This is a genomic window from Flavobacterium zhoui, from assembly GCF_042787235.1.
GTDB lineage: Bacteria > Bacteroidota > Bacteroidia > Flavobacteriales > Flavobacteriaceae > Flavobacterium > Flavobacterium zhoui.
On sequence record NZ_JBHZPY010000007.1, the window covers coordinates 95,996 to 117,466 of the forward strand.

A 21,471-nucleotide genomic window follows, 5' to 3' on the forward strand; every position below is an offset into this window, starting at 1 on the left:
CTTTTTTGCGTTAAGGTAAAATTCAATAAATTTTATTCAGGAACCTAATAAAACCCTACCAACAAGTTAGTATGATTATTTAAGATAATGTTACGAATCTTCGTTGGAATTTATAATCAAAAAAAAACTATTTTTGCACTTTATAATTATAACTACACAATGAACACTACTAAAAAAATTCAATCTGCATTAATTTCAGTATTTTCAAAAGAAGGTCTAGAGCCTATTGTAAGAAAATTACATTCTCAAAATGTCATACTATATTCTACAGGTGGAACTGAGGATTTTATTAAAAACTTGGATATTCCTGTGATACCAGTTGAAGACGTAACTTCTTACCCATCTATTCTTGGTGGCAGAGTAAAAACTTTACACCCAAAAGTTTTTGGAGGTATTCTAAATCGTCAAGACAACGAGAGTGATGTGCAACAGATGGAAGAATTTAATATTCCGCAAATTGATTTAGTTATTGTTGATTTATATCCTTTTGAAAAAACAGTTGCATCAGGAGCCAGCGAAGAAGATATTATTGAAAAAATAGATATTGGTGGTATTTCTTTGATTCGTGCTGCTGCAAAAAACTTCAAAGACACTGTAATTGTAGCTTCTGTTGATCAATATGGCTTACTTCTAGATTTGATAACAAATCAAAATGGAGAAACAACTCTTGAGGACAGAAAATTATTGGCTACAAAAGCATTTCATGTTTCTTCTCATTACGACACTGCCATATTCAATTATTTCAATACAGACGAAACTATATACAAACAAAGTATTGCTAATGGACAAGTATTGAGATACGGAGAAAATCCACATCAAAAAGGATTTTTCTTTGGTGATTTTGATGCCATGTTCAAAAAACTTCACGGAAAAGAATTGTCTTACAATAACTTATTAGATGTAGATGCTGCCGTTAATTTAATTAATGAATTCAAAAATGACGGCCCTACTTTTGCCATATTAAAACACAATAATGCATGTGGTTTAGCTACTAGAAGCACCATAAGCCAAGCGTATGAAGTAGCTTTGGCTTGCGATCCAACTTCAGCATTTGGAGGCGTTTTGATTTCTAACACAAAAATAGATGTTAAAACAGCAACCGAAATAAATAAATTATTTTGCGAAGTAGTTATTGCCCCTGAATATGATGCTGAGGCCATTACAATCTTACAAGAAAAGAAAAATAGAATTATATTAGTTCAAAACGATGTGATTTTACCACAAAAGCAGGTTCGTTCTTGCTTGAACGGGATTCTAGTTCAGGAAAGAAACAGTATTACAGACAATAAAGAAGACTTGCGAACCGTTACGACTATAGCTCCTTCAGAACAAGAAGTTCTAGATTTAATTTTTGCTTCTAAAATTTGCAAAAACACAAAATCAAACACAATTGTTTTTGCAAAAAACGGTACACTTATAGCCTCTGGTACTGGACAAACATCGAGAGTCGATGCTTTATTACAAGCCATAGAAAAAGCAAATAATTTCCATTTTGATTTACACGGAGCGGTAATGGCAAGTGACGCATTCTTTCCTTTCCCCGATTGTGTGGAAATTGCAAAAAAAGCAGGTATTACTGCAGTGATTCAGCCTGGTGGATCAATAAAAGACGAATTGAGCATCAATTATTGCAATGAAAATAAACTTGCAATGGTATTTACTGGAACGCGTCATTTTAAACATTAATTTGTTTAACTTTGCCCGTCTCAAATTTATAACTATTTAACCCCTAAAAAACTTATGGGATTTTTTGATTTCATGACCGAGGATATCGCGATAGATCTTGGTACCGCTAATACTTTAATCATACATAATGATAAAGTTGTAATTGACAGCCCTTCAATAGTTGCTCGTGATAGAGTATCGGGCAAAATCATTGCTGTAGGTAAAGAAGCAAGCATGATGCAGGGTAAAACACATGAAAACATTAAGACGATCAGACCTTTGAAAGATGGTGTAATCGCTGATTTTGATGCTTCTGAAAAAATGATAAGCTTATTTATAAAAAGCATACCAGCATTGAAGAAAAGAATGTTTACTCCCGCATTAAGAATGGTTGTTTGTATTCCTTCTGGCATTACTGAAGTGGAAATGAGAGCGGTTAAAGAATCCTGCGAAAGAGTTAACGGTAAAGAAGTTTATTTGATACACGAACCTATGGCAGCCGCAATAGGTATTGGAATCGATATCATGCAACCAAAAGGAAACATGATTGTCGATATAGGTGGAGGAACTACTGAAATTGCAGTAATAGCATTAGGTGGTATTGTATGTGACAAATCAGTAAAAATTGCTGGTGATGTATTTACAAATGACATTGTATATTATATGCGTACCCAACACAACCTTTTTGTTGGAGAAACTACCGCTGAAAAAATAAAAATCCAAATCGGTGCCGCCATCGAAGATTTAGAAACTCCTCCAGAAGACATGTCTGTTCAAGGAAGAGATTTACTTACCGGTAAACCAAAACAAGTAGAGGTTTCATACAGAGAAATAGCTAAAGCATTAGACAAATCAATTCAAAGGATTGAGGATGCCGTAATGGAAACTTTATCTCAAACCCCACCAGAATTAGCAGCAGATATCTACAATACAGGAATCTATCTTGCAGGTGGTGGATCAATGTTGAGAGGTCTTGACAAAAGAATTTCGCAAAAAACAGATTTACCTGTTTACATTGCCGAAGACCCTTTGAGAGCTGTAGTTAGAGGAACTGGTATGGCGCTTAAAAACATTACAAAATTCAAAAGTATCCTTATAAAATAACAAATTCCAATTTTCAAATTCCAATTTATAAATCGATATTTTGGAATTTGGGGTTTGATTTTTTAAAAATTTTAACTTAAAAAAAATGCAGCAAATATTTAATTTTATTTTTAAAAACAGTAATCGAATACTGTTTTTGCTGCTTTTGGGTATTTCGTTAACGCTAACTATTCAATCTCACTCTTTTCATAGAAGTAAAATAATCAGTTCTGCTAACTTTTTGAGTGGAGGTGTTTATGAAAAAGTCAATAACATCAATGAGTACTTAAATTTAAAAACTCAAAATGATGCCCTTGCGCTTGAAAATGCAAAGTTAAAAAGTCTATTATTTAATAAAAAAGACACCACTGTAATAAAGAAATTAGACAGCTTAAAAGGAGTAAAACCATCTGATATAGTAGTTTCTAAAGTGATTCATAATTCGTTCAATTCACATGAAAACTATTTAACTTTAAATTCAGGCGAACTTCAAGGCGTAAAACCGGACATGGGAGTAATCAATGATTTGGGTATCATAGGTATTATTGATAACACATCCCCAAGATATTCTACTGTGGTGAGTATTTTGAATACAAAATCTCAAATAAATGCAAAAATCAAAAAATCTAATCATTTTGGTTCTTTGATTTGGAATGGAAAAAGCACTGGTTTTGTACAATTAATAGATGTGCCTAGACTTGCTTCAGTTAGAAAAGGAGATACCATCGTAACTGGTGGACAATCTGTAATATTTCCTGAGAATATCAACATAGGAACAATTGACAAAATAGAAATAGACGATCAAACTCACTATTATACAATAAAAGTGAAACTCTTTAATGACATGACAAATTTAGGTCATGTTTATATTATAAAAAGTAAAGATCGTGAAGAACTTATTAATTTAGAAAAAAAAGAAAAAAATGAATAGCACTTTGTTAGTCAATATTTTTCGCTTCGTTCTGTTACTGGCAGTCCAAATTATTATTTTTAATAATATGAATTTTTTGGGCTATATCAGTCCGTTCCCATATATACTCTTTATCATATTATATCCTGTAAATGGAAATAAATCCGGGTTATTAATCGCCAGCTTTTTTCTTGGTCTAATTATGGATATGTTTTCTAATTCGGGCGGAATACACACAACCGCTTGTTTAGTTCTCGCTTATTTTAGACCCTTTATTTTTAAATTTTCTTTTGGTTTGAGTTATGAATACCAAACCGTTAAATTAAATGACGTGCTGACTCCGGAACGATTCTCTTTTATATTACTTTCTGTTTTGATCCACCATCTCATTTTGTTTATTTTAGAAGCTTTTCAGTTTAGCTTTATTTTAGACATATTGCTGAGAACATTATTAAGCACCCTATTTACATTACTGCTTTGTATTACTATAATCTACCTTATTAAGCCAAACAAAAGATGAGAAAAGTATTGCTGCCTTCTTTAATCATTGTTGCAGCGTTATTGCTGGTGCTACGGATATTTTATTTGCAATTTATTGACGATTCCTTCAAACTAAAATCAGACAATAATGCAATCAAAATAAAGTATGACTATCCGGAAAGAGGTTATATTTACGATAGAAATGGTAAATTATTAGTTGCTAACCAGGCATCTTATGACATCATGGTTATACCTAGAGATGTAAAAAACATAGATACTTTAGAGCTTTGTCAATTACTTGACATTACCAAAGAAGATTTCTTGAAACGAATGGCAAAAGCCAAAATATACAGTCCAAGATTACCATCGGTATTTTTACCACAATTAAACAAAAGCGAATTTGCTGCATTCCAAGAAAAAATTCGAAAATTCGAAGGTTTTTACTTTCAAAAACGTTCTTTACGAGACTATGAAGTAGATTACGGAGCCAATGTTTTTGGATTCATAACACAGGTAAATGAGAAATTAGTTGCGAAAAACCCCTACTACAACAGTGGTGATTTAATAGGAAGACAAGGCGTTGAAGAAAGTTACGAAGATATTTTACGAGGAATAAAAGGAGTGAAATATTTTCAAAAAGACAAATACAACAGAGAAATTGGTTCCTATAAAGAAGGAAGATATGACACTGTCGCTGTTCAGGGAGAAGACATCAATCTAACTATTGATTCCGAACTTCAAAAGTACGGTGAACAATTAATGGTTAATAAAAGAGGGGGAATTGTTGCTATAGAGCCTAAAACTGGTGAAATACTGGCACTTGTTACGGCACCATCCTACGACCCATCCATATTAGTAGGGAGACAAAGATCAAAAAATTATACGGTTTTATATCACGACTCGATAGCAAAACCATTATATGACAGAGGTTTACTTGCGGAATACCCACCAGGTTCTCCATTTAAAATCTTAACTGGACTGGTAGCACTTCAAGAAGGTGTTGTAAATGAGCATACCACTTTTATGTGCCGTCATGGTTTTAGTTATGCAAGAGGCAGATTCATGAAATGCCACGGTTTTGGACCGCATCAATTACACAACGGAATCTACAATTCTTGTAACACATATTTCGCAAGTGCGTATATGTTGACCATAAATAAATATGCGAAACCTGCGTACGCCGTAGATGTATGGAGCAATCATATAAAGAGTTTTGGACTAGGACAATTTATGGGATATGATTTACCAACCGGAAAAAAAGGAAATATTCCAGATTCAAAAACATACAAAAAAATCTATCCTAATGGTGGATGGCGTAGTACTACAATCGTATCAAATGCCATCGGACAGGGGGAAGTTTTAATGACCCCGATACAACTCGCCAATATGATGGCAACAGTTGCTAATGAAGGCTACTATTATACTCCTCACATCATCAAGAGAATTGAAGGTCATAAAATTGATAAAAAATTCACAACAAAACACGTTACCACAATTGATAAAAGATATTACAAACCTATGATAAGCGGTTTGTTTGATGTGTACAATCTAGGAACAGCAAGCTCCCTCAAAGTAGAAGGGATAGATATTTGTGGTAAAACAGGAACAGCCGAAAACTTTGCGAAAATAAATGGCAAAAGAGAACAACTAAAAGATCATTCCATTTTTGTGGCTTTTGCACCAAAAGACAATCCTAAAATTGCTATAGCAATATTAGTCGAAAACGGAGGTTTTGGAGCAACAATAGCTGGACCTATTGCCAGTTTAATGATTGAAAAATTCTTAAGAAAAAAAATTACAAGAACTGATTTAGAAACTCGCATACTTAACACCAGCTTACAAGGACAATATGCTAAATTAGGCGGACTTTCAGAAACTATAAAATTACAGTTAAGAATCGAAGATTCAATAAAAAACAAAAAAAACGTAGTTCCCGTCCCAGTTATAAAAGTGGACACAACTCAACAGAATTAATACGACTATACACCTCAGATGAAAAACCAAAGTATAAAGAACAATCTTGATTGGACCTGTGTAATTATATACATTGCGCTTGTGATCATGGGGTGGTTAAACATTTACTCCTCCTCTTTGTCATCTATGGAGGGCACTTCTGAGAAACAGCTCATATTTATTGTATTAACCATACCATTAATATTTATAATACTTTCTGTAGATGGAAAGTTTTACGAAAAGTATGCAAGTATAATTTTTGGAGTCTCTTTATTATCACTCGCCGGTTTATTCGTTTTTGGTAAGACGATAGCAGGACAACGCTGTTGGTATGGTTTCGGAAGTTTTACACTTCAACCATCTGAATTTGCAAAAGCAGCTACGGCATTGGCATTAGCCAAATATCTAAGTGATTCTCAAATTAATTTAAAAGAAGTCAACAGGCAGATTCAGGCATTAGCCATTGTCTTTTTACCAGTCATGCTTATATTGCCCCAACCTGACCCCGGAAGCGCCTTAATATACAGCATATTCATTATCGTATTATATCGCGAAGGTCTTCCTTCTTGGTATGTTTGGACTGGTTTTGTTACTATATTATTATTTGTTCTAACACTGGTACTGCAACCACAATATGTAATCTTGATTGCGTTACTGGTACTCGTAATAGTCCATTTCAAGTCGAGATTAGGCGATCGCAATCTACTATTAAGCAGTATCCTTTTTGTCCTAATGTCAGGTTTTGTTTTATCTGTAAATTATGTTTTTGAACATGTTTTTAAACAACATCATCGAGATCGTTTTAATATTTTATTAGGCAAAAGTGTCGATATGAAAGGGATTGGATACAATACCAATCAATCTGAAATCGCTATTGGATCTGGCGGATGGTTTGGCAAAGGTTTTCTGGAAGGCACACAAACTAAAGGTGGATTTGTCCCGGAACAACATACCGATTATATTTTCACAACAGTTGGTGAAGAATGGGGATTTATTGGTTCACTTGTCGTAATTGGGCTTTTTGTTGGATTATTTCTAAGGATTATTTACCTCGCTGAAAGGCAAAAAACCAAATTCAGCCGAGTTTATGGCTATTGCGTCGCCGGTATTTTATTCATTCATTTCTTTGTAAATATTGCTATGGTCGTAGGTATATTCCCAACTATAGGTGTACCACTTCCTTTCTTTTCTTACGGAGGATCGGGACTATGGGGATTCACTATATTATTGTTTATCTTTATAAAAATGGACGCCAATAAAGTAAATGAATGGTAAACAGCATTTATTATCAGAAGCTAAATCCTACTTTTCATTTCAAGTTTTTCGTCTCACTATAGTTTTTATTTATTTCTTCAATGGCTTCCCTTGGTCGCTTTGTAAAAATAGAAAAACGATGCTGCGCGCCTTCAAAAGCATTCTATTTCTATCAAAGCTACTTAAACCCCCCTTTTTACGACCACTATTTTTTACTACTTGATTTTCTAAATCTCCTTTTAATTTAAGAAAAATCTACCGTCTGTCAGAAAAAAGCGAGCACTTGTTCAGTAATCCCAATAACAAACCCTTTGCGATTTCTATTATTGAAAACTAAAGTAAGAATGGATATTGAAATAGGAACAAAATTTTATTTTTCATTTCTAATAACAAAATTTAAACTAAACTATCTTCAAATACTATCTTAACATTTCCTTAGAATTAAAATCTACACTACTACTAAAAACGCCACAAAAAAAATAGATTTTTTTGTGGCGTTTTAATTCCTTTATTCGTTATTAAAATAAAACCATATCAAATTATGACTTTGCCAGTTTATCCTTTTTTAATTTAGCTGGGATTCCCTTTTTCACAACACTCTTTGATTGTAGATCATCCAAAACATTTAAAGCTTCCTCAACGTAAATATCTTTTGCTAAAGCTTCGTGCCATCTCGCACGTTTTTCTTTCAAAACAACATCTTTACTTACCTCGTCAATTTCATAAGGCAATGAAGTGAACTTCAATGCGTTTTTGTAATCAGAAAGTGGCTTGTACTTTTTAGCAGTTACTTCGATCGCATTTTGAGCAATTTTAAACTTCTCCATGTTCAGGCTATAGGTATTATCCTGACTTCTACTGTCTATCCATTTTGCGTTTTCTTCAATTAATTGAAATTCGGAACTTTGCGCGATTCTTTTTTTACTGTTTGCAATAGCCTGATTAAAATTAGCTGTTTTATTCCAAACAGAATAAGCAGCCGGATCAATTTTATCCCATGGCATAGCATTGTCTACATCACGTTCACCCATTTTTAAATAAGCATATCTGTCCGGCATAACAATATCACTGCTTACGCCTTCAAGCTGAGTTGAACCGCCATTTATTCTGTAAAATTTTTGAGTTGTTGTCTTAATAGCTCCTAAATCTCCCGTAGCACTATTGCGCACAAATTGATTCAAATCGATTACATTTTGCACCGTTCCTTTACCGTAGGTTTGCTTACTTCCTACAATGATACCTCTTTTATAATCTTGAATTGCCGCTGCCAAAATCTCAGATGCTGAAGCTGAAAAACTATTTACCATAATTACAAGTGGTCCATCCCATTCAATTTTTTTGTCTCTGTCAAATAAAACTTCTTTCTTTTTACCTGCGGATTTGATTTGTACGATTGGGCCTTGCTCAATAAATAATCCAGCGATATCAACAACAGTTGATAATGATCCGCCACCATCATCGCGAACATCTAACACAATTCCGTTTACACCGGCTGCTTTTAAACGTTCCACTTCTTTGGCAATATCTTTCCCGGCATCTCTACCATCCTTGTTTTCAAAATCAATATAAAATTTTGGCAGATAAATAACGCCGTATTTTAATCCATTTTTATTTACTACGCTTGATTTAGCATAGGTCTCTTCAATTTCTACAATATCTCTGATTATAGAAATAATTTTAATCGTTCCGTCTACTTTTTTCACCGTAAGGCGAACTTCAGTTCCTTTAGGACCTTTAATTTTTTTAACAACATCATCAAGACGCATCCCAACAACATCAACTGCTTCTTCATCTCCTTGAGCCACTTTCATAACTAAATCACCTGCCTCAAGCTGTTTTCCTCTCCAAGCCGGCCCACCGGAGATAAGTTCTGAAATTTCAGTAAAATCATTCTTCTTTTGAAGACGAGCACCAATTCCTTCTAATTTTCCACTGATACTAACGTCAAAACGCTCTTTTTCTTCAGGAGCAAAATAATTAGTATGAGGATCAAAACGAGCCGTAATAGAATTAATATATACCGAAAACCAATCATTTCTATCTAAGTCCTTCATAAAACCAAAATATTCATCTAGTGATTTCAACGCACTTTCTCTAGTTTCTTTCTCTAATTGCTCGAATGTTTTCAGTTTTCCTTTATCTAGAGACACAGCCTTATTGTCTTTTTCCGCACTGATGATATCAACTTTCAATTTCTCCGCTTGTTCTATATTATTTGCAGAATCTTTAGCTTCCACTATTCCATTCTTTTTGTTCTCCTGCATTTTCAATCGATCGGTTAGCGAGGAAAGAGCAGACAGTTTAATTTGCTTACGCCATTTATCGGCCAGTTCCTTACTATCTTTCGAATAAGGTGCTTTTTCATAGTCTGTATTAAAACTCTCATCAATTGTGTAGTCAAAAGGTTGGCTCAAAATGTTCTTGTAGAGTTTTTTACTTTCCTCCATCCTTTGCATTAAACGATCGTAAGTAAGATTAAAAAAGGTCAAATCTTTATTTAATAATTGATCATCTAATTGCGTTTCATATTTTGAAAACTCATTAATATCCGACTGCAAAAAGAAACGTTTAGAAGGATCTAAAGCTTGAATATAGTCTTTATAAATTCCTTTTGAAAAAGTATCATCTATAGTTGCAGGATTATAATGTCCTTTTTGTATGACAAAAGTCAATAATTCTAAAAGTAATTTATCTTTCTCAGGGTCTGTATCTTTTGCTGCATTGATTTTGAACGCAAATAGCGATATCGAAAGACACGCAACAACAAGAAGTATTTTATAATTTCTTTTCATATATTCAATAATAGTATTCATCAATTTTTAATCTAAATTACGGTAAAAACTATGCCATCGTCAACAAGCGCTGCATAATTTTTTGTTAAAGATATAAAATTGTTTTTTTTGTTTTGGCTATAATAAATCAAGTTCATAAATTTTATATTTTTTGTTTATAAAATACCGTTTTGTGTAACTACATTTGTTCTATAAATTGTGAATTAAAAATCTTTTCTTAAAAATAAAAAATGACAAAACAAGCTAAACCTTTAATATTAGTTACCAATGATGATGGCATTTCTGCACCAGGACTTCGAGCATTAATAGCGGTAATGGCAGAAATTGGTGAAGTCATTGTTGTCGCTCCTGATTCTCCACAAAGCGCTACAGGTCATTCAATTACAATAAACGACACGCTTTATTTGAACAAACTTTCAAAGGAAGGTGATACCATCACTGAATACAGTTGCTCTGGTACTCCAGTAGATTGCGTAAAATTTGCGGTCAGTGAAATTCTGAAAAGGAAACCAGATTTATGCGTATCGGGTGTCAATCACGGTTCTAATTCTTCGATAAATGTTATCTACTCCGGAACGATGAGTGCTGCTGTTGAGGCTGGTATTGAAGGAATACAGGCTATTGGATTTTCATTATTAGATTTTGATTGGAATGCAAATTTTCAAGACATAAAGCCATTTATCAAAAAAATAACATTGGAAGTTCTTGAAAACAAACTGCCCGAAGGAGTTGTTTTGAATGTAAATTTTCCGAAATTGAAGGAGAAGGAGATAAAGGGTATTAAAATTTGCCGTCAAGCTAAAGCTATTTGGATGGAAAAATTCGACAAGCGTAAAACACCACAAGGCAGAGACTATTATTGGCTTACAGGTGAATTTATAAACCAGGATCATGGCGAAGACACAGATGAATGGGCATTGAAAAACGGATATATTTCAGTTGTTCCAGTGCAGTTTGATATGACAGCACATCACGCAACACAACAACTTAACACTTGGAATTGGAATGAATAAAATAGATTTGTTGACTGGATTTATAATTGGTCTTTTAGCATCCCTACTAGGATGCTTCATTTTCATCACTTTTTTTACTGATTATACCTTTTTAGGTGGCATACAACTTATGAAATTTGAAGGAAAACTAGGTAAAATAATCACCCTTGGATCCATACTTGATTTGGTAGCATTTGCAATTTTATTGAAATTAAATAAAGAAATAATGGCCCGTGGGGTCATTTTAGCCGTCATATGTTTAGCGCTTCTTTCTCTATTTATATAGAAAATTTAATAATTCATACCTTTGACTTAAGCAATACTAAATAGAAATCTGATTTCAGAGGTATTACTGTAAAGTCAAGACTTTAAACACCACATAAAACATGAAATACTACATCATAGCAGGAGAAGCGTCAGGCGATTTACATGGTTCTAATTTGATGAAAGCACTTTACGAAGAAGATCCTAATGCTGATATTCGGTTCTGGGGTGGCGATTTGATGCGAAATGTTGGCGGCACTTTAGTAAAACATTATCGAGAATTAGCTTTTATGGGATTTGTTGAAGTTATTTTTAATTTAAAAACTATTTTAAATAACATCAAAATATGTAAAAAAGACATCACCAGCTTTCAACCAGATGTAATTATTTTTATAGATTATCCTGGTTTTAATTTACGAATTGCAAAATGGGCAAAAGGGTTAGGCATGAAAACTCACTACTATATTTCTCCGCAAATTTGGGCCTGGAAAGAAAGCCGAATTACTGAAATCAAACGTGACATCGATAAAATGTATGTGATTTTACCATTCGAAAAAAAATTTTACGAAGACAAGCATCATTTTCCTGTGGAATTTGTTGGTCATCCATTGATTGATGCTATTCATAACCAAACACCAATTGACGCTACTGTTTTCAGAAAAGAAAATCAGTTAAACGAAAAACCTATCATCGCTATTTTGCCTGGCAGCCGACAACAGGAAATTACAAAAATGTTATCAGTGATGCTTAGCGTGGTCAATGATTTTCCGGATTATCAATTTGTAATTGCGGGTGCGCCAAGTCAGGTCTATTCATTTTATGAACAATTCATTTCAAATGAAAATATAAAGTTTATATCAAACAAAACCTATGATTTGCTGCAAAATGCGACTGCCGCATTAGTCACGTCCGGTACGGCAACATTAGAAACAGCACTATTCAAGGTTCCGGAGGTTGTATGCTATAAAGGAAGCTGGGCTTCTTACCAAATTGCAAAACGGATCGTTACGCTTAAGTACATTTCACTGGTCAATTTAATCATGGATAAAGAAGTCGTAACGGAATTAATTCAGGAAGACTGTTCTACTAAACGCATTCGAGAGGAATTAAAAAAAATACTGGAATCCAAACATCGAGGTACTATTTTAAAAGAATATGAGTTATTAGAGGAGAAACTTGGCGGAATTGGTGCGAGTAAAAAAACAGCGAAATTAATTGTTGCTGATTTACAGTAACTTCGGTCGTTTCATAGCCTTTTATTCTTTTACAAAAACAAAAACTTTTGAAACACTTACTGTATCTTTCTTTATTAGTTCTCCTTTTTACTTCCTGTAAACCCACAGCTGCGGTTACAACTTCAAAAAAAGAAAATTCCACAAAATCAGAAAAAAGGAAGACAAGTCGTTTGATAGAAGAATTAATAGATACTGCAACTGAAAACATAGGCGTTAAATATCAATACGCTGGCACTACAAAAGCTGGCTATGACTGTTCAGGATTAATATGCACTATTTTTAACGCGCACAATGTTCAACTTCCACACTCTTCTTATCAACAATCAAAAACAGGAGTGGTTATTGATCGAGAAGAAGCCAAAAAAGGAGATTTAATCTTTTTTAAAACGAATGGAAAATCTCAGATTAATCATGTGGGAATGGTCATTGATGTCAATGATGACGAAATAATATTCATACATTCCTCTACCTCAAAAGGAGTGATTATTTCCTCAACAAAAGAGTCTTACTACAAAAGAACATATGCTCAGTTAAATAGAATTTTGTAATAATTAATAATTTGGCCTAGTGAATTAAAGTTCTATCTCATTATTTTTAAATACAAAGTTATTTCTTACTAAAAAAAGTGTACTTTAGAAACATGAAAGTGCTCCAATTTCCTTTAGCGAGAATAACAGTTGGTTTCGTTCTAGGAATAATTGCTGCATTTTACTCAAAAGCAAATCCACAAATAGTATTTTTTTTACTATTTATTACATTTTTGGCCTTAGGAATTACTTGGTTTTTATCACGAAAAAATAAAATTTCTCCGCTATATTTTGGTTTAACCGCTTGTTTACTTTCGTTTTTTATTGGTATGATTACGCATATCACACATAATGATTTTTTTCAAAAGAGCAATTACACCCATTACAGCTCCATTTATGAAAAGCCCCTTTTGCTTACCATAACTCTGCGAGAAAAGCTAAAAAGTTCTACAGCTAATGACCGTTATATTGCTATTGTAAACCGTATAGACCAATTAGAAAGCACGGGTAGGTTAATCCTAAATATTCGAAAAGACAGTTTACGACATGTATTTCAGATAGGCGATAATTTACAAATCAAAACTACCTTACATAAAAATAGTCCTCCAAATAACCCTAACCAATTTGACTACAGTAAATACCTTGAAAACAAGCAAATCTTTGCGCAAGTTTACACTGAGTCTGGTGAAATAAAAATTGGAACTGAAATAGATAAAAGCATTTGGTATTATACTTCCAAATTAAGATCTAAAATCATTCATAATTTAGAAAAAAGCAACTTTAATAAAACAGAATTAAATGTAGCTATTGCTCTAATTCTGGGGCAACAGCAAGATATCTCTCCAGAAATTATTCGGGACTATCAGTATGCAGGCGCCATACATATCTTGTCGGTTTCAGGATTACATATTGGGTTTATATTACTTTTTGTAACTTTTATTCTAAAGCCTTTACCCAACACAAAACGAGGCTCATTTATCAAGTTGTTAATTATTCTCGCCTCATTATCCCTTTTTGGCATAATTGCAGGTCTTGCGCCATCTGTAGTTCGTTCTGTAACCATGTTTTCATTTGTTGCCATTGGAAATCATTTAAGACGAAGTGTCAACATTTATCATACGTTGCTGGTTTCCATCTTGATCATATTACTTTTCGAACCTTCCTTTCTATTTGATGTCGGTTTTCAATTAAGCTATATCGCTCTATTTTTTATTATTTGGTTGCAACCGCTTTTAGCCTCCTTCTGGTTACCAAAAAATAAGATTACAAAATACATTTGGGATATTCTGACGGTTTCCTTTGCGGCACAAATCGGAACACTGCCTTTAAGCATTTACTACTTCCATCAATTTCCGGGATTATTCTTCGTAACTAATTTAGTCATTATACCGCTGCTAAGTATTATAATGATTTTGGGCGTTTTGGTTATGGTTTTGGCGGCTTTTGGCTACGTTCCTTTTGTGTTTGCCAAACCTTTGGAATGGAGCATCTATTATTTGAATAAAATAATCAATGCGATCGCCTCCCTAGAACAATTTATAATCCATAATATCTCGTTCAATTATTCCCTTTTAATCAGTAGTTACTTGTTGCTTATTGCAATAATCATTTGGTTTAAAAAACCAACTTTCAATAAATTAATTCTAGCTTTAATTACTATTATTATTCTACAAATATCATTTTTACAAACACGATATAACATTAAAAACCAAAAAGAATGGGTGGTATTCAATTTGAAAAGAAATACACTAATTACGGAACGAAATAGCAATGATGTTAGCTTATATGCAAATGATAGTTTATTAAAAATCTCCAGAAAAAACACGATTCTAAATTCCTATTTGGTTGGGAATTTCAGTGACTTAAAAACAAAAAGACGAATGCAAAACGTCGTCTTTTTCAACGGAAAGAAAATTATCATTATCGATAGTTTGGGTATTTATCCAAAAAATATAAAGCCTGACATTTTACTACTTACCCAATCTCCAAAAATAAATCTGGAAAGACTTTTTCAAAGCATAAAACCAGAAATAGTTATCGCTGATGCATCAAACTTTAAAACCATCCAAAAGTTCTGGAAAGCAACCTGTACTAAACAAAAAATCCCTTTTCACGCTACTGGTGAAAAGGGATTCTATAAATTGAATTAAAAATTATTTCTTTTTCAAAATTCCGTTTGCAACTTCAAGCCAAGCGGCTGGACCACCCGCTACATATCCCGTAGTTCCTAAACCTTCAAAATTGATTTTTCCGTCTTTAGTAGTTCCATTGGCAAAGCAAATTGTTGGAAAACCCTGTATAGAAAAAGCTTGTTGCAATTCATCATTCTGTTTTTTAATCTCTGGATTTTGAGGAGTTCTTCTTGGATAATCTAACTCTACCAGAATTACATTTTCGCTCGCCCACTTCTCAAACTCAGGTGTTTTTAAAACTTCTTTCTGCAGTCTTATACACCAGCCGCACCAGTCGCTTCCTGTAAAAAACATCAATAAAGGTTTTTTCTCTTTATTCCCAATGGCAATTGCTTCTTTAACGTCAGTATGCCATTTTAACTCTTGTGCTTGCATCACAAAACCGCCAAAAACTAACATCGTAAGTAAAAGTATCTTTTTCATATATTTTAATTTAAAATTTTAAACGCAAAAACAATGCCTAAAATTAGTGAATTATTTCACTTCTTGCATTAATTTTTTTACCAAAGGTGATACAACAATTAAAAGTATTCCAGCAATTAAAGCATAAATGGCTAATTGTTTGTATCCATCGGCATAGACAATTAATTTTTCAAGATTAGTTGCATTTTCAGAAGCCCCTGCAATATTCGCCCCTAACAATCCCGCAAAATACTGCCCATAAGCACTCGCCAGAAACCACATCCCCATCATTACAGCTTGCACTTTTTGAGGTGACAATTTTGTCATCGCAGACATTCCAATTGGTGACAAACATAACTCTCCAAAAGTGATAATAAACCACCCAAAAGTGAATAAATCTAATGAAGTAACACCATTTGCATCAGCAAAGAATTTTGTGTAATAAAAAACATAAAAACCACCTGCAAGAAACAGAAATCCTAATCCAAATTTTACTACCGTATTTGGTTCAATTTTCCGTTTACTCATCCAGAGCCACACTAATCCGACAAGAGCCGCAAAAGCAATTACAAAGAATGAATTAGCCGAATTATTCACACCGTTAGGATCTAGTGGAACTCCAAGAACCGTTTTACTCAAATTACTTTCTGCAAAAAGACTTAAAGAACCACCACTTTGTTCGAAAAATGCCCAAAAAACAATAGAAAACAAAACAAACACTAATGCAGCAACTAATTTTTTATTCTCTGAAACGGAAAAATTTCTCATTTCAAAAAGCAAATACAACAAAGAACAAGGCCCAATTATATACATAAACATATCAGTATAGCCCGAATTAGAAACTAACAAAATAATAACCGGAATAACAGCTAGCGAACCAATGTAGGTAAGGTATTCGTAGACTTTTCTTTTAGAGGTTTCCAAGGCCAACAAAGGTGAAACTCCAATATCCCCTAAGCTTTTTTGAGTTTGAATAAAAGTCAATAAACTTATGATCATTACAATCGCTGCAAAACCAAAAGCAACATTCCATCTTAAATGTTCCGGCACAATACTTGACAGCATCGATCCATTTGCAACAGCTATACATAAATAACCCCCAATCAAGGCACCAAGATTCACACCCATATAGAAAAAAGAAAAACCGGCATCCCTTCTATTATCATCGTCTTTGTACAAACGTCCCACCATAGTAGAAATATTTGGTTTAAAAAAACCAGTCCCTATAATAGTAAAACTAATTCCGATAAAGAAAAACTGATGAGGATCTAATGCCAAAATAATACTTCCGGCAATCATTAAAATCCCTCCCCAAAACAATGATTTTCTAAAACCCAAAATTTTATCAGCAAACATCCCTCCAATAAAAGTAAAAGCATAAACAAAAGCCTGAGTAGCGCCATACTGCAAATTAGCATTTACAGCATTCATATTTAATTGGTTCACCATAAAAATAACCAACATTCCTCGCATACCGTAAAAACTGAAACGTTCCCACATTTCACTAAAAAATAAATACCACAATTGCTTTGGGTACTTGCCTTTGAAATTTTGTATTTCTTCTATTGTTACATTTTGAGCCATTTGCGAAGTATTTAAAAAAACAAACCTACAAGAATTCTTGTAGGTTTTAAAGATATTAATTTATTTTTTTAGTATTATCGAACACCATGCATCATTTTTTTCAAAACTGGTGTCAATGCAAATAATATTACTGCTGCAAATCCTGTTAAGACCACAAAAACCATAAAAAATTCGAAAAGATTATGAATTTCAAATCCTGCAAATATAGGATTTGATGCATCTATTTGATTGGTTGTTAAAATTTGTAATTGCTCCGCTGTTGGAGTAACTGTCTTATCTAAAATAGGTTGTAATTCAATCCCTAATTCTTTTGCTTTAATAAATTTATCTCCCGTTGCAGGAATAATTGAACCTAAAGTTCCTGCTAACGCGTATCCTGCTGCATTGGATAAAAAGAAAACCCCGAATAAAAGAGAAGAAAAACGTTTTGGAGATAATTTCCCTACCAATGACAATCCAATTGGCGACAAACATAATTCAGCAAAAGTCTGAATTAGGTACATTAAAATTAACCATTTGATACCTAAAAGCCCGCTGTTTCCTAAATCCTTCACATTGTAAGCCAAAATAAAATAACTCAAAGCAATTAGCCCTAAACCGATAGCTTGTTTTACGGGCGAAATTGGTTCTTTTCCAGAAGCTCTCAATTTATCCCAAAGAATACTGAAAGGAAGTGCAAACGAGAATACGAAAAGACCGTTAAAAATTTGAACCATCGACGGTGGCATATTCCATCCAAAGAAATTTCTGTCGGTTTGGTTATCCGCGATAAAAGTCAATGAAGATCCCGCTTGTTCAAAAGCTGCCCAGAAGAAAATAATAAAAAAGGCAACGATATAAATTACGAAAATTCTGTCTCTTTCTATTTTAGTCAGCGAAGTATCTGATATAATTAATCCTGCCAAGGTCAAACCACTTGCATAGATAATTGGATAAATTACTGTTTTAATGAAATTTTCACCTCCCAATAAATATCTAAAAGCAAAAAACAAAGCAAAAAATGCAATTACTGCCATTACTAAAGATTTTGCAGAGAACACCGCTTTTTGCGCTTCTCCTTCTTCAAAATCTGATGCTTCATTTTTAGATGGCAATCCTCCTAAAGGTCTTCCTTCTGGTGTTACCACGTATTTATTTTTCAAGAAATAAAACACTAACGTCCCTATTAACATAGCAATAGAAGCGGCAAGAAAACCCCATTTAAAAGCATGAATATCTCTAATTCCGTTTGCGTCCTTAATATCCCCTATTAATGGGCAAATTAATTGTCCTAGAAAAGCCCCTAAATTTATACCCATGTAGAAAATGGTAAAAGCAGTGTCCAGTTTACTTTTTTCTTGTTTTGGATACAAACTTCCCACCATGCTTGAAATATTTGGTTTAAAAAAACCGTTCCCAAAAATGATAATCCCTAAAGCCGACCACATTAATGTAGTGGCAAGACTTAAGTTTGTACCAAAAATACTGGCACTGGTGAACAATAATAACTGTCCAATAGCCATCATTAAACCTCCAAGTAAAATACAATTTCTATTTCCAAAAAAACGATCGGCAACGAATCCTCCTAACATTGGTGTCAAATAACAAAGTCCTAAGAAACCTCCATAAATAATAGAAGCATCTGCCTCTTTCATCATTAATGAATTGATAAGGAACAGGGTTAAAATTGCCCGCATTCCATAGAAATTGAAGCGCTCCCACATTTCTGTTCCAAATAATACCCAAAGACCTTTTGGATGTGCTGTTTTTACCTGTGTTTCAATCATATTATTTGTTTTGAAGTTATTGTTTTAGTTTGTAAATTTTCTTTGATGAAATTAGTCATTTTAGTGTACAGTTGGATTCTGGTTTTACCTCCATAAATTCCGTGGTTTTTATCTGGATAAATCTGAGAATCAAATTGTTTGTTTGCTTGAATTAATGCTTCCATCATTTGCATCGAATTTTGGACATGTACATTATCATCCGCAGAACCATGTATCAATAAAAACTTACCTTTAAGCTTCTCTACATGATTTATTGGAGAATTTTCATCATAACCACTAGCATTTTCTTGTGGTGTTTGCATGTATCTTTCTGTGTAAATACTGTCATAAAATCTCCAATTCGTTACCGGAGCAACCGCAATCGCCATTTTAAAAACATCATTCCCTTTCATTATACAATTAGAAGCCATAAATCCACCATAACTCCAACCCCAGATTCCAATATTTGATTTATCAACAAAAGAGTAATTTCCTATCACTTTGGCAGCATCAATTTGATCTTCCACTTCGTATTTACCCAACTGTTTTTGTGTGCATTTTTTAAAATCAGCCCCTTTGAAGCCAGTTCCTCTTCCGTCAACACAGGCAACTATATAACCTTGCTGCGCTAACATCATAAACCAATATTCATTAGAACTACCCCATTGATTTACTACTTGTTGTGATCCAGGACCTGAATATTGAATCATAAAAACGGGATATTTTCTGGTAGCATCAAAATCCTTTGGTTTCATGATCCAAGCATTTAACTCATTTCCTTTTTCTGTTTTCAAAACAAAAAATTCTTTTGAAGGCAAATTATACTTTTTCAATTTTGCAGCTAATGCTTCATTATTTTCAATAACTTGAATTTGTTTACCCGTTTTAGCTTCATTCAACGTATAGATTGTGGGCTGTGTTGCTGTTGAAAAAGTATTGATATAATATTGATAGTTTGGACTAAAAACAGCAGCATTTGCCCCAACATTCTTGGTCAGCCTTACTTTGTTTCTTCCGTCAAGACCTATTCTATAAACATCTCTGTTAATTGAACCATTCTCCACTGATTGATAAAATACAGTATTGGTTTTTTCATCAAAACCATAATAATTGGTCACTTCCCATTTCCCATTAGTAACTTGTTTTTTCAGTTTACCATTGTTATCATATAAGTAAATATGATTAAAACCGTCTTTTTCACTAGTCCAAATAAAACTATTGTCTTTCAGGAACGTTAAATTATCCGTAACATCAACATACGCTTTATCTTTTTCATTCAAAACCACTTTTGCATCTCCTGAATTTCCATCAATAAACAAAACATCTAAATTATCTTGATGACGGTTCAGCACCTGTGCTGATAAAACATTAGAATTATTTGTCCATTTCATCCTTGCAATGTAAAAATCATTGTAGTTTCCTAAATTAACTTTCTTGGTCGCATTAGCAGTTACATCATAAATATGTAATGAAACTTCTGAATTTTTTTCACCAGCTTTAGGATATTTGAATGTTTCAACTGTTGGATACAAATCTTTGTGAAAGATTGACATAGAAAATTCCGGTACTTGGCTTTCGTCAAAACGAATGTACGCTACTTTTTTGCTGTCAGCACTCCAGTCAAATGCTCTTACAAATGCAAATTCTTCTTCATAAACCCAATCCGTAATTCCGTTAATAAAAGCATTTTTCTTCCCGTCAACGGTAATTGGAGTTGATTGATTAGAAGCCAAATCGTATACATATAGGTTATTCTCTTTGGCATAAGCTATCTTTTTTCCATCAGGAGAAAAAGTTGGCTCCTGCACCTGAAAATCAAATAACTTCTTTAACTGCTTGGTTGCAATGTTATACAAATAATAATCTGCCGTAAAAGAATGGCGGAAAATTTGATTCGTATTGCAAGCCAACAGAATCATTTTTTCGGAGGAATCAAATGTGTAACTGTCAATCATTGGCAATTCCTTATGATCCTTGGTATCGATTAAAACGGTCACTTTTTTCAAAGTAGCAAAATCGTATAAATCAATTTGCATACTTTTAGAACCCTTATCAGTATTCAAAACAGAATATTGATTGGTAAGTTTCATAGACTGCAATTCATCCATTCCTTTAGCACGAAAAGTGCCATTAAAAATTTCGTCAATTGTGATTTTTTGCTGTCCAAAAACAGTAAAACACACGAATAAAAGCAAGATGGTAATTCTATTTGAACTCATACGATTGATTTAAAGATAAAAACCGTCAATTTTAGTGAAAAAATTACAATTAATGGCTATTTATTATGTTAAATGTAAAAAGCAATATTAAAAACCACAATTTAATGACGATAATTTGAGGTAAATAAAAGCGCTAAAACCGTATCTTTGCAACTAAACATCACATAATCTATT

At 33.3% G+C, this 21,471-nt stretch carries 16 protein-coding genes; 11 read left to right on the top strand and 5 right to left on the bottom strand.

The window, feature by feature from the left end:
• Positions 1-159 precede the first annotated feature (159 nt).
• From purH to rodA, 6 genes are all read left to right on the top strand, one after another.
• A complete protein-coding gene (purH, locus tag ACFX5F_RS09765; protein ID WP_379851873.1) occupies positions 160-1,686 on the top strand; it encodes a bifunctional phosphoribosylaminoimidazolecarboxamide formyltransferase/IMP cyclohydrolase in 1,527 nt (508 codons plus the stop codon).
• Positions 1,687-1,740: 54 nt separating this feature from the next.
• A complete protein-coding gene (locus tag ACFX5F_RS09770; protein WP_073205523.1) occupies positions 1,741-2,769 on the top strand; it encodes a rod shape-determining protein in 1,029 nt (342 codons plus the stop codon).
• Between the two features lie 85 nt (positions 2,770-2,854).
• A complete protein-coding gene (gene mreC, locus ACFX5F_RS09775) occupies positions 2,855-3,679 on the top strand; it encodes a rod shape-determining protein MreC (protein WP_073205520.1) in 825 nt (274 codons plus the stop codon).
• Entirely contained in the window at positions 3,672-4,178 is a 507-nt protein-coding gene (locus tag ACFX5F_RS09780) for a rod shape-determining protein MreD (protein WP_073205516.1), read from the top strand. Before mreC ends, ACFX5F_RS09780 begins: the two co-directional genes overlap by 8 nt.
• Entirely contained in the window at positions 4,175-6,112 is a 1,938-nt protein-coding gene (gene mrdA / locus ACFX5F_RS09785) for a penicillin-binding protein 2 (protein WP_379851874.1), read from the top strand. Before ACFX5F_RS09780 ends, mrdA begins: the two co-directional genes overlap by 4 nt.
• 18 nt (positions 6,113-6,130) lie before the next feature.
• Positions 6,131-7,366 carry a rod shape-determining protein RodA gene (gene rodA, locus ACFX5F_RS09790; protein ID WP_379851875.1) on the top strand — a complete coding sequence of 412 codons (1,236 nt, stop codon included), beginning with the start codon at positions 6,131-6,133 and terminating at the stop codon, positions 7,364-7,366.
• Positions 7,367-7,884: 518 nt separating this feature from the next.
• Here rodA and ACFX5F_RS09795 read toward each other — a convergent pair.
• Positions 7,885-10,158, bottom strand: a complete 2,274-nt coding sequence (locus ACFX5F_RS09795) for a carboxy terminal-processing peptidase (protein ID WP_379851876.1) — start codon at positions 10,156-10,158, stop codon at positions 7,885-7,887.
• A 209-nt stretch (positions 10,159-10,367) separates the two neighbouring features.
• Here ACFX5F_RS09795 and surE point away from each other — a divergent pair, with 209 nt between their 5' ends.
• The 5 genes from surE to ACFX5F_RS09820 all read left to right on the top strand — a co-directional run bounded on the left by surE (position 10,368) and on the right by ACFX5F_RS09820 (position 15,305).
• Positions 10,368-11,150: a 5'/3'-nucleotidase SurE gene (gene surE, locus ACFX5F_RS09800; RefSeq protein ID WP_379851877.1), complete on the top strand. Its 783-nt coding sequence runs from the start codon at positions 10,368-10,370 to the stop codon at positions 11,148-11,150.
• A complete protein-coding gene (locus ACFX5F_RS09805; protein WP_379851878.1) occupies positions 11,143-11,415 on the top strand; it encodes a hypothetical protein in 273 nt (90 codons plus the stop codon). The genes surE and ACFX5F_RS09805 overlap by 8 nt, the downstream gene beginning before the upstream one ends.
• Positions 11,416-11,515: 100 nt before the next feature.
• Entirely contained in the window at positions 11,516-12,628 is a 1,113-nt protein-coding gene (lpxB, locus tag ACFX5F_RS09810; protein ID WP_379851879.1) for a lipid-A-disaccharide synthase, read from the top strand.
• A 47-nt stretch (positions 12,629-12,675) separates the two neighbouring features.
• Positions 12,676-13,176 (top strand): C40 family peptidase, encoded by a 501-nt coding sequence (locus tag ACFX5F_RS09815; RefSeq protein WP_379851880.1) that lies wholly within the window; start codon positions 12,676-12,678, stop codon positions 13,174-13,176.
• 92 nt (positions 13,177-13,268) lie between these two features.
• The gene (locus tag ACFX5F_RS09820; protein ID WP_379851881.1) at positions 13,269-15,305 is read left to right on the top strand and encodes a ComEC/Rec2 family competence protein; all 2,037 of its coding nucleotides are present in this window, start codon (positions 13,269-13,271) and stop codon (positions 15,303-15,305) included.
• A gap of 3 nt (positions 15,306-15,308) precedes the next feature.
• On the opposite strand, the gene ACFX5F_RS09825 is transcribed toward ACFX5F_RS09820, so the two are convergent.
• The 4 genes from ACFX5F_RS09825 to ACFX5F_RS09840 form a co-directional block, all read right to left on the bottom strand.
• Positions 15,309-15,770, bottom strand: coding sequence for a thioredoxin family protein (locus tag ACFX5F_RS09825; protein ID WP_379851882.1), 462 nt, complete (start codon positions 15,768-15,770; stop codon positions 15,309-15,311).
• Positions 15,771-15,821: 51 nt separating this feature from the next.
• Complete coding sequence (locus ACFX5F_RS09830) at positions 15,822-17,333, bottom strand: peptide MFS transporter (protein WP_379851883.1); 1,512 nt, start codon at positions 17,331-17,333, stop codon at positions 15,822-15,824.
• Between the two features lie 74 nt (positions 17,334-17,407).
• A complete protein-coding gene (locus tag ACFX5F_RS09835; protein ID WP_379851884.1) occupies positions 17,408-19,099 on the bottom strand; it encodes a peptide MFS transporter in 1,692 nt (563 codons plus the stop codon).
• Positions 19,096-21,297 (bottom strand): S9 family peptidase, encoded by a 2,202-nt coding sequence (locus ACFX5F_RS09840; protein ID WP_379851885.1) that lies wholly within the window; start codon positions 21,295-21,297, stop codon positions 19,096-19,098. The genes ACFX5F_RS09835 and ACFX5F_RS09840 overlap by 4 nt, the downstream gene beginning before the upstream one ends.
• Positions 21,298-21,471: the final 174 nt, after the last annotated feature.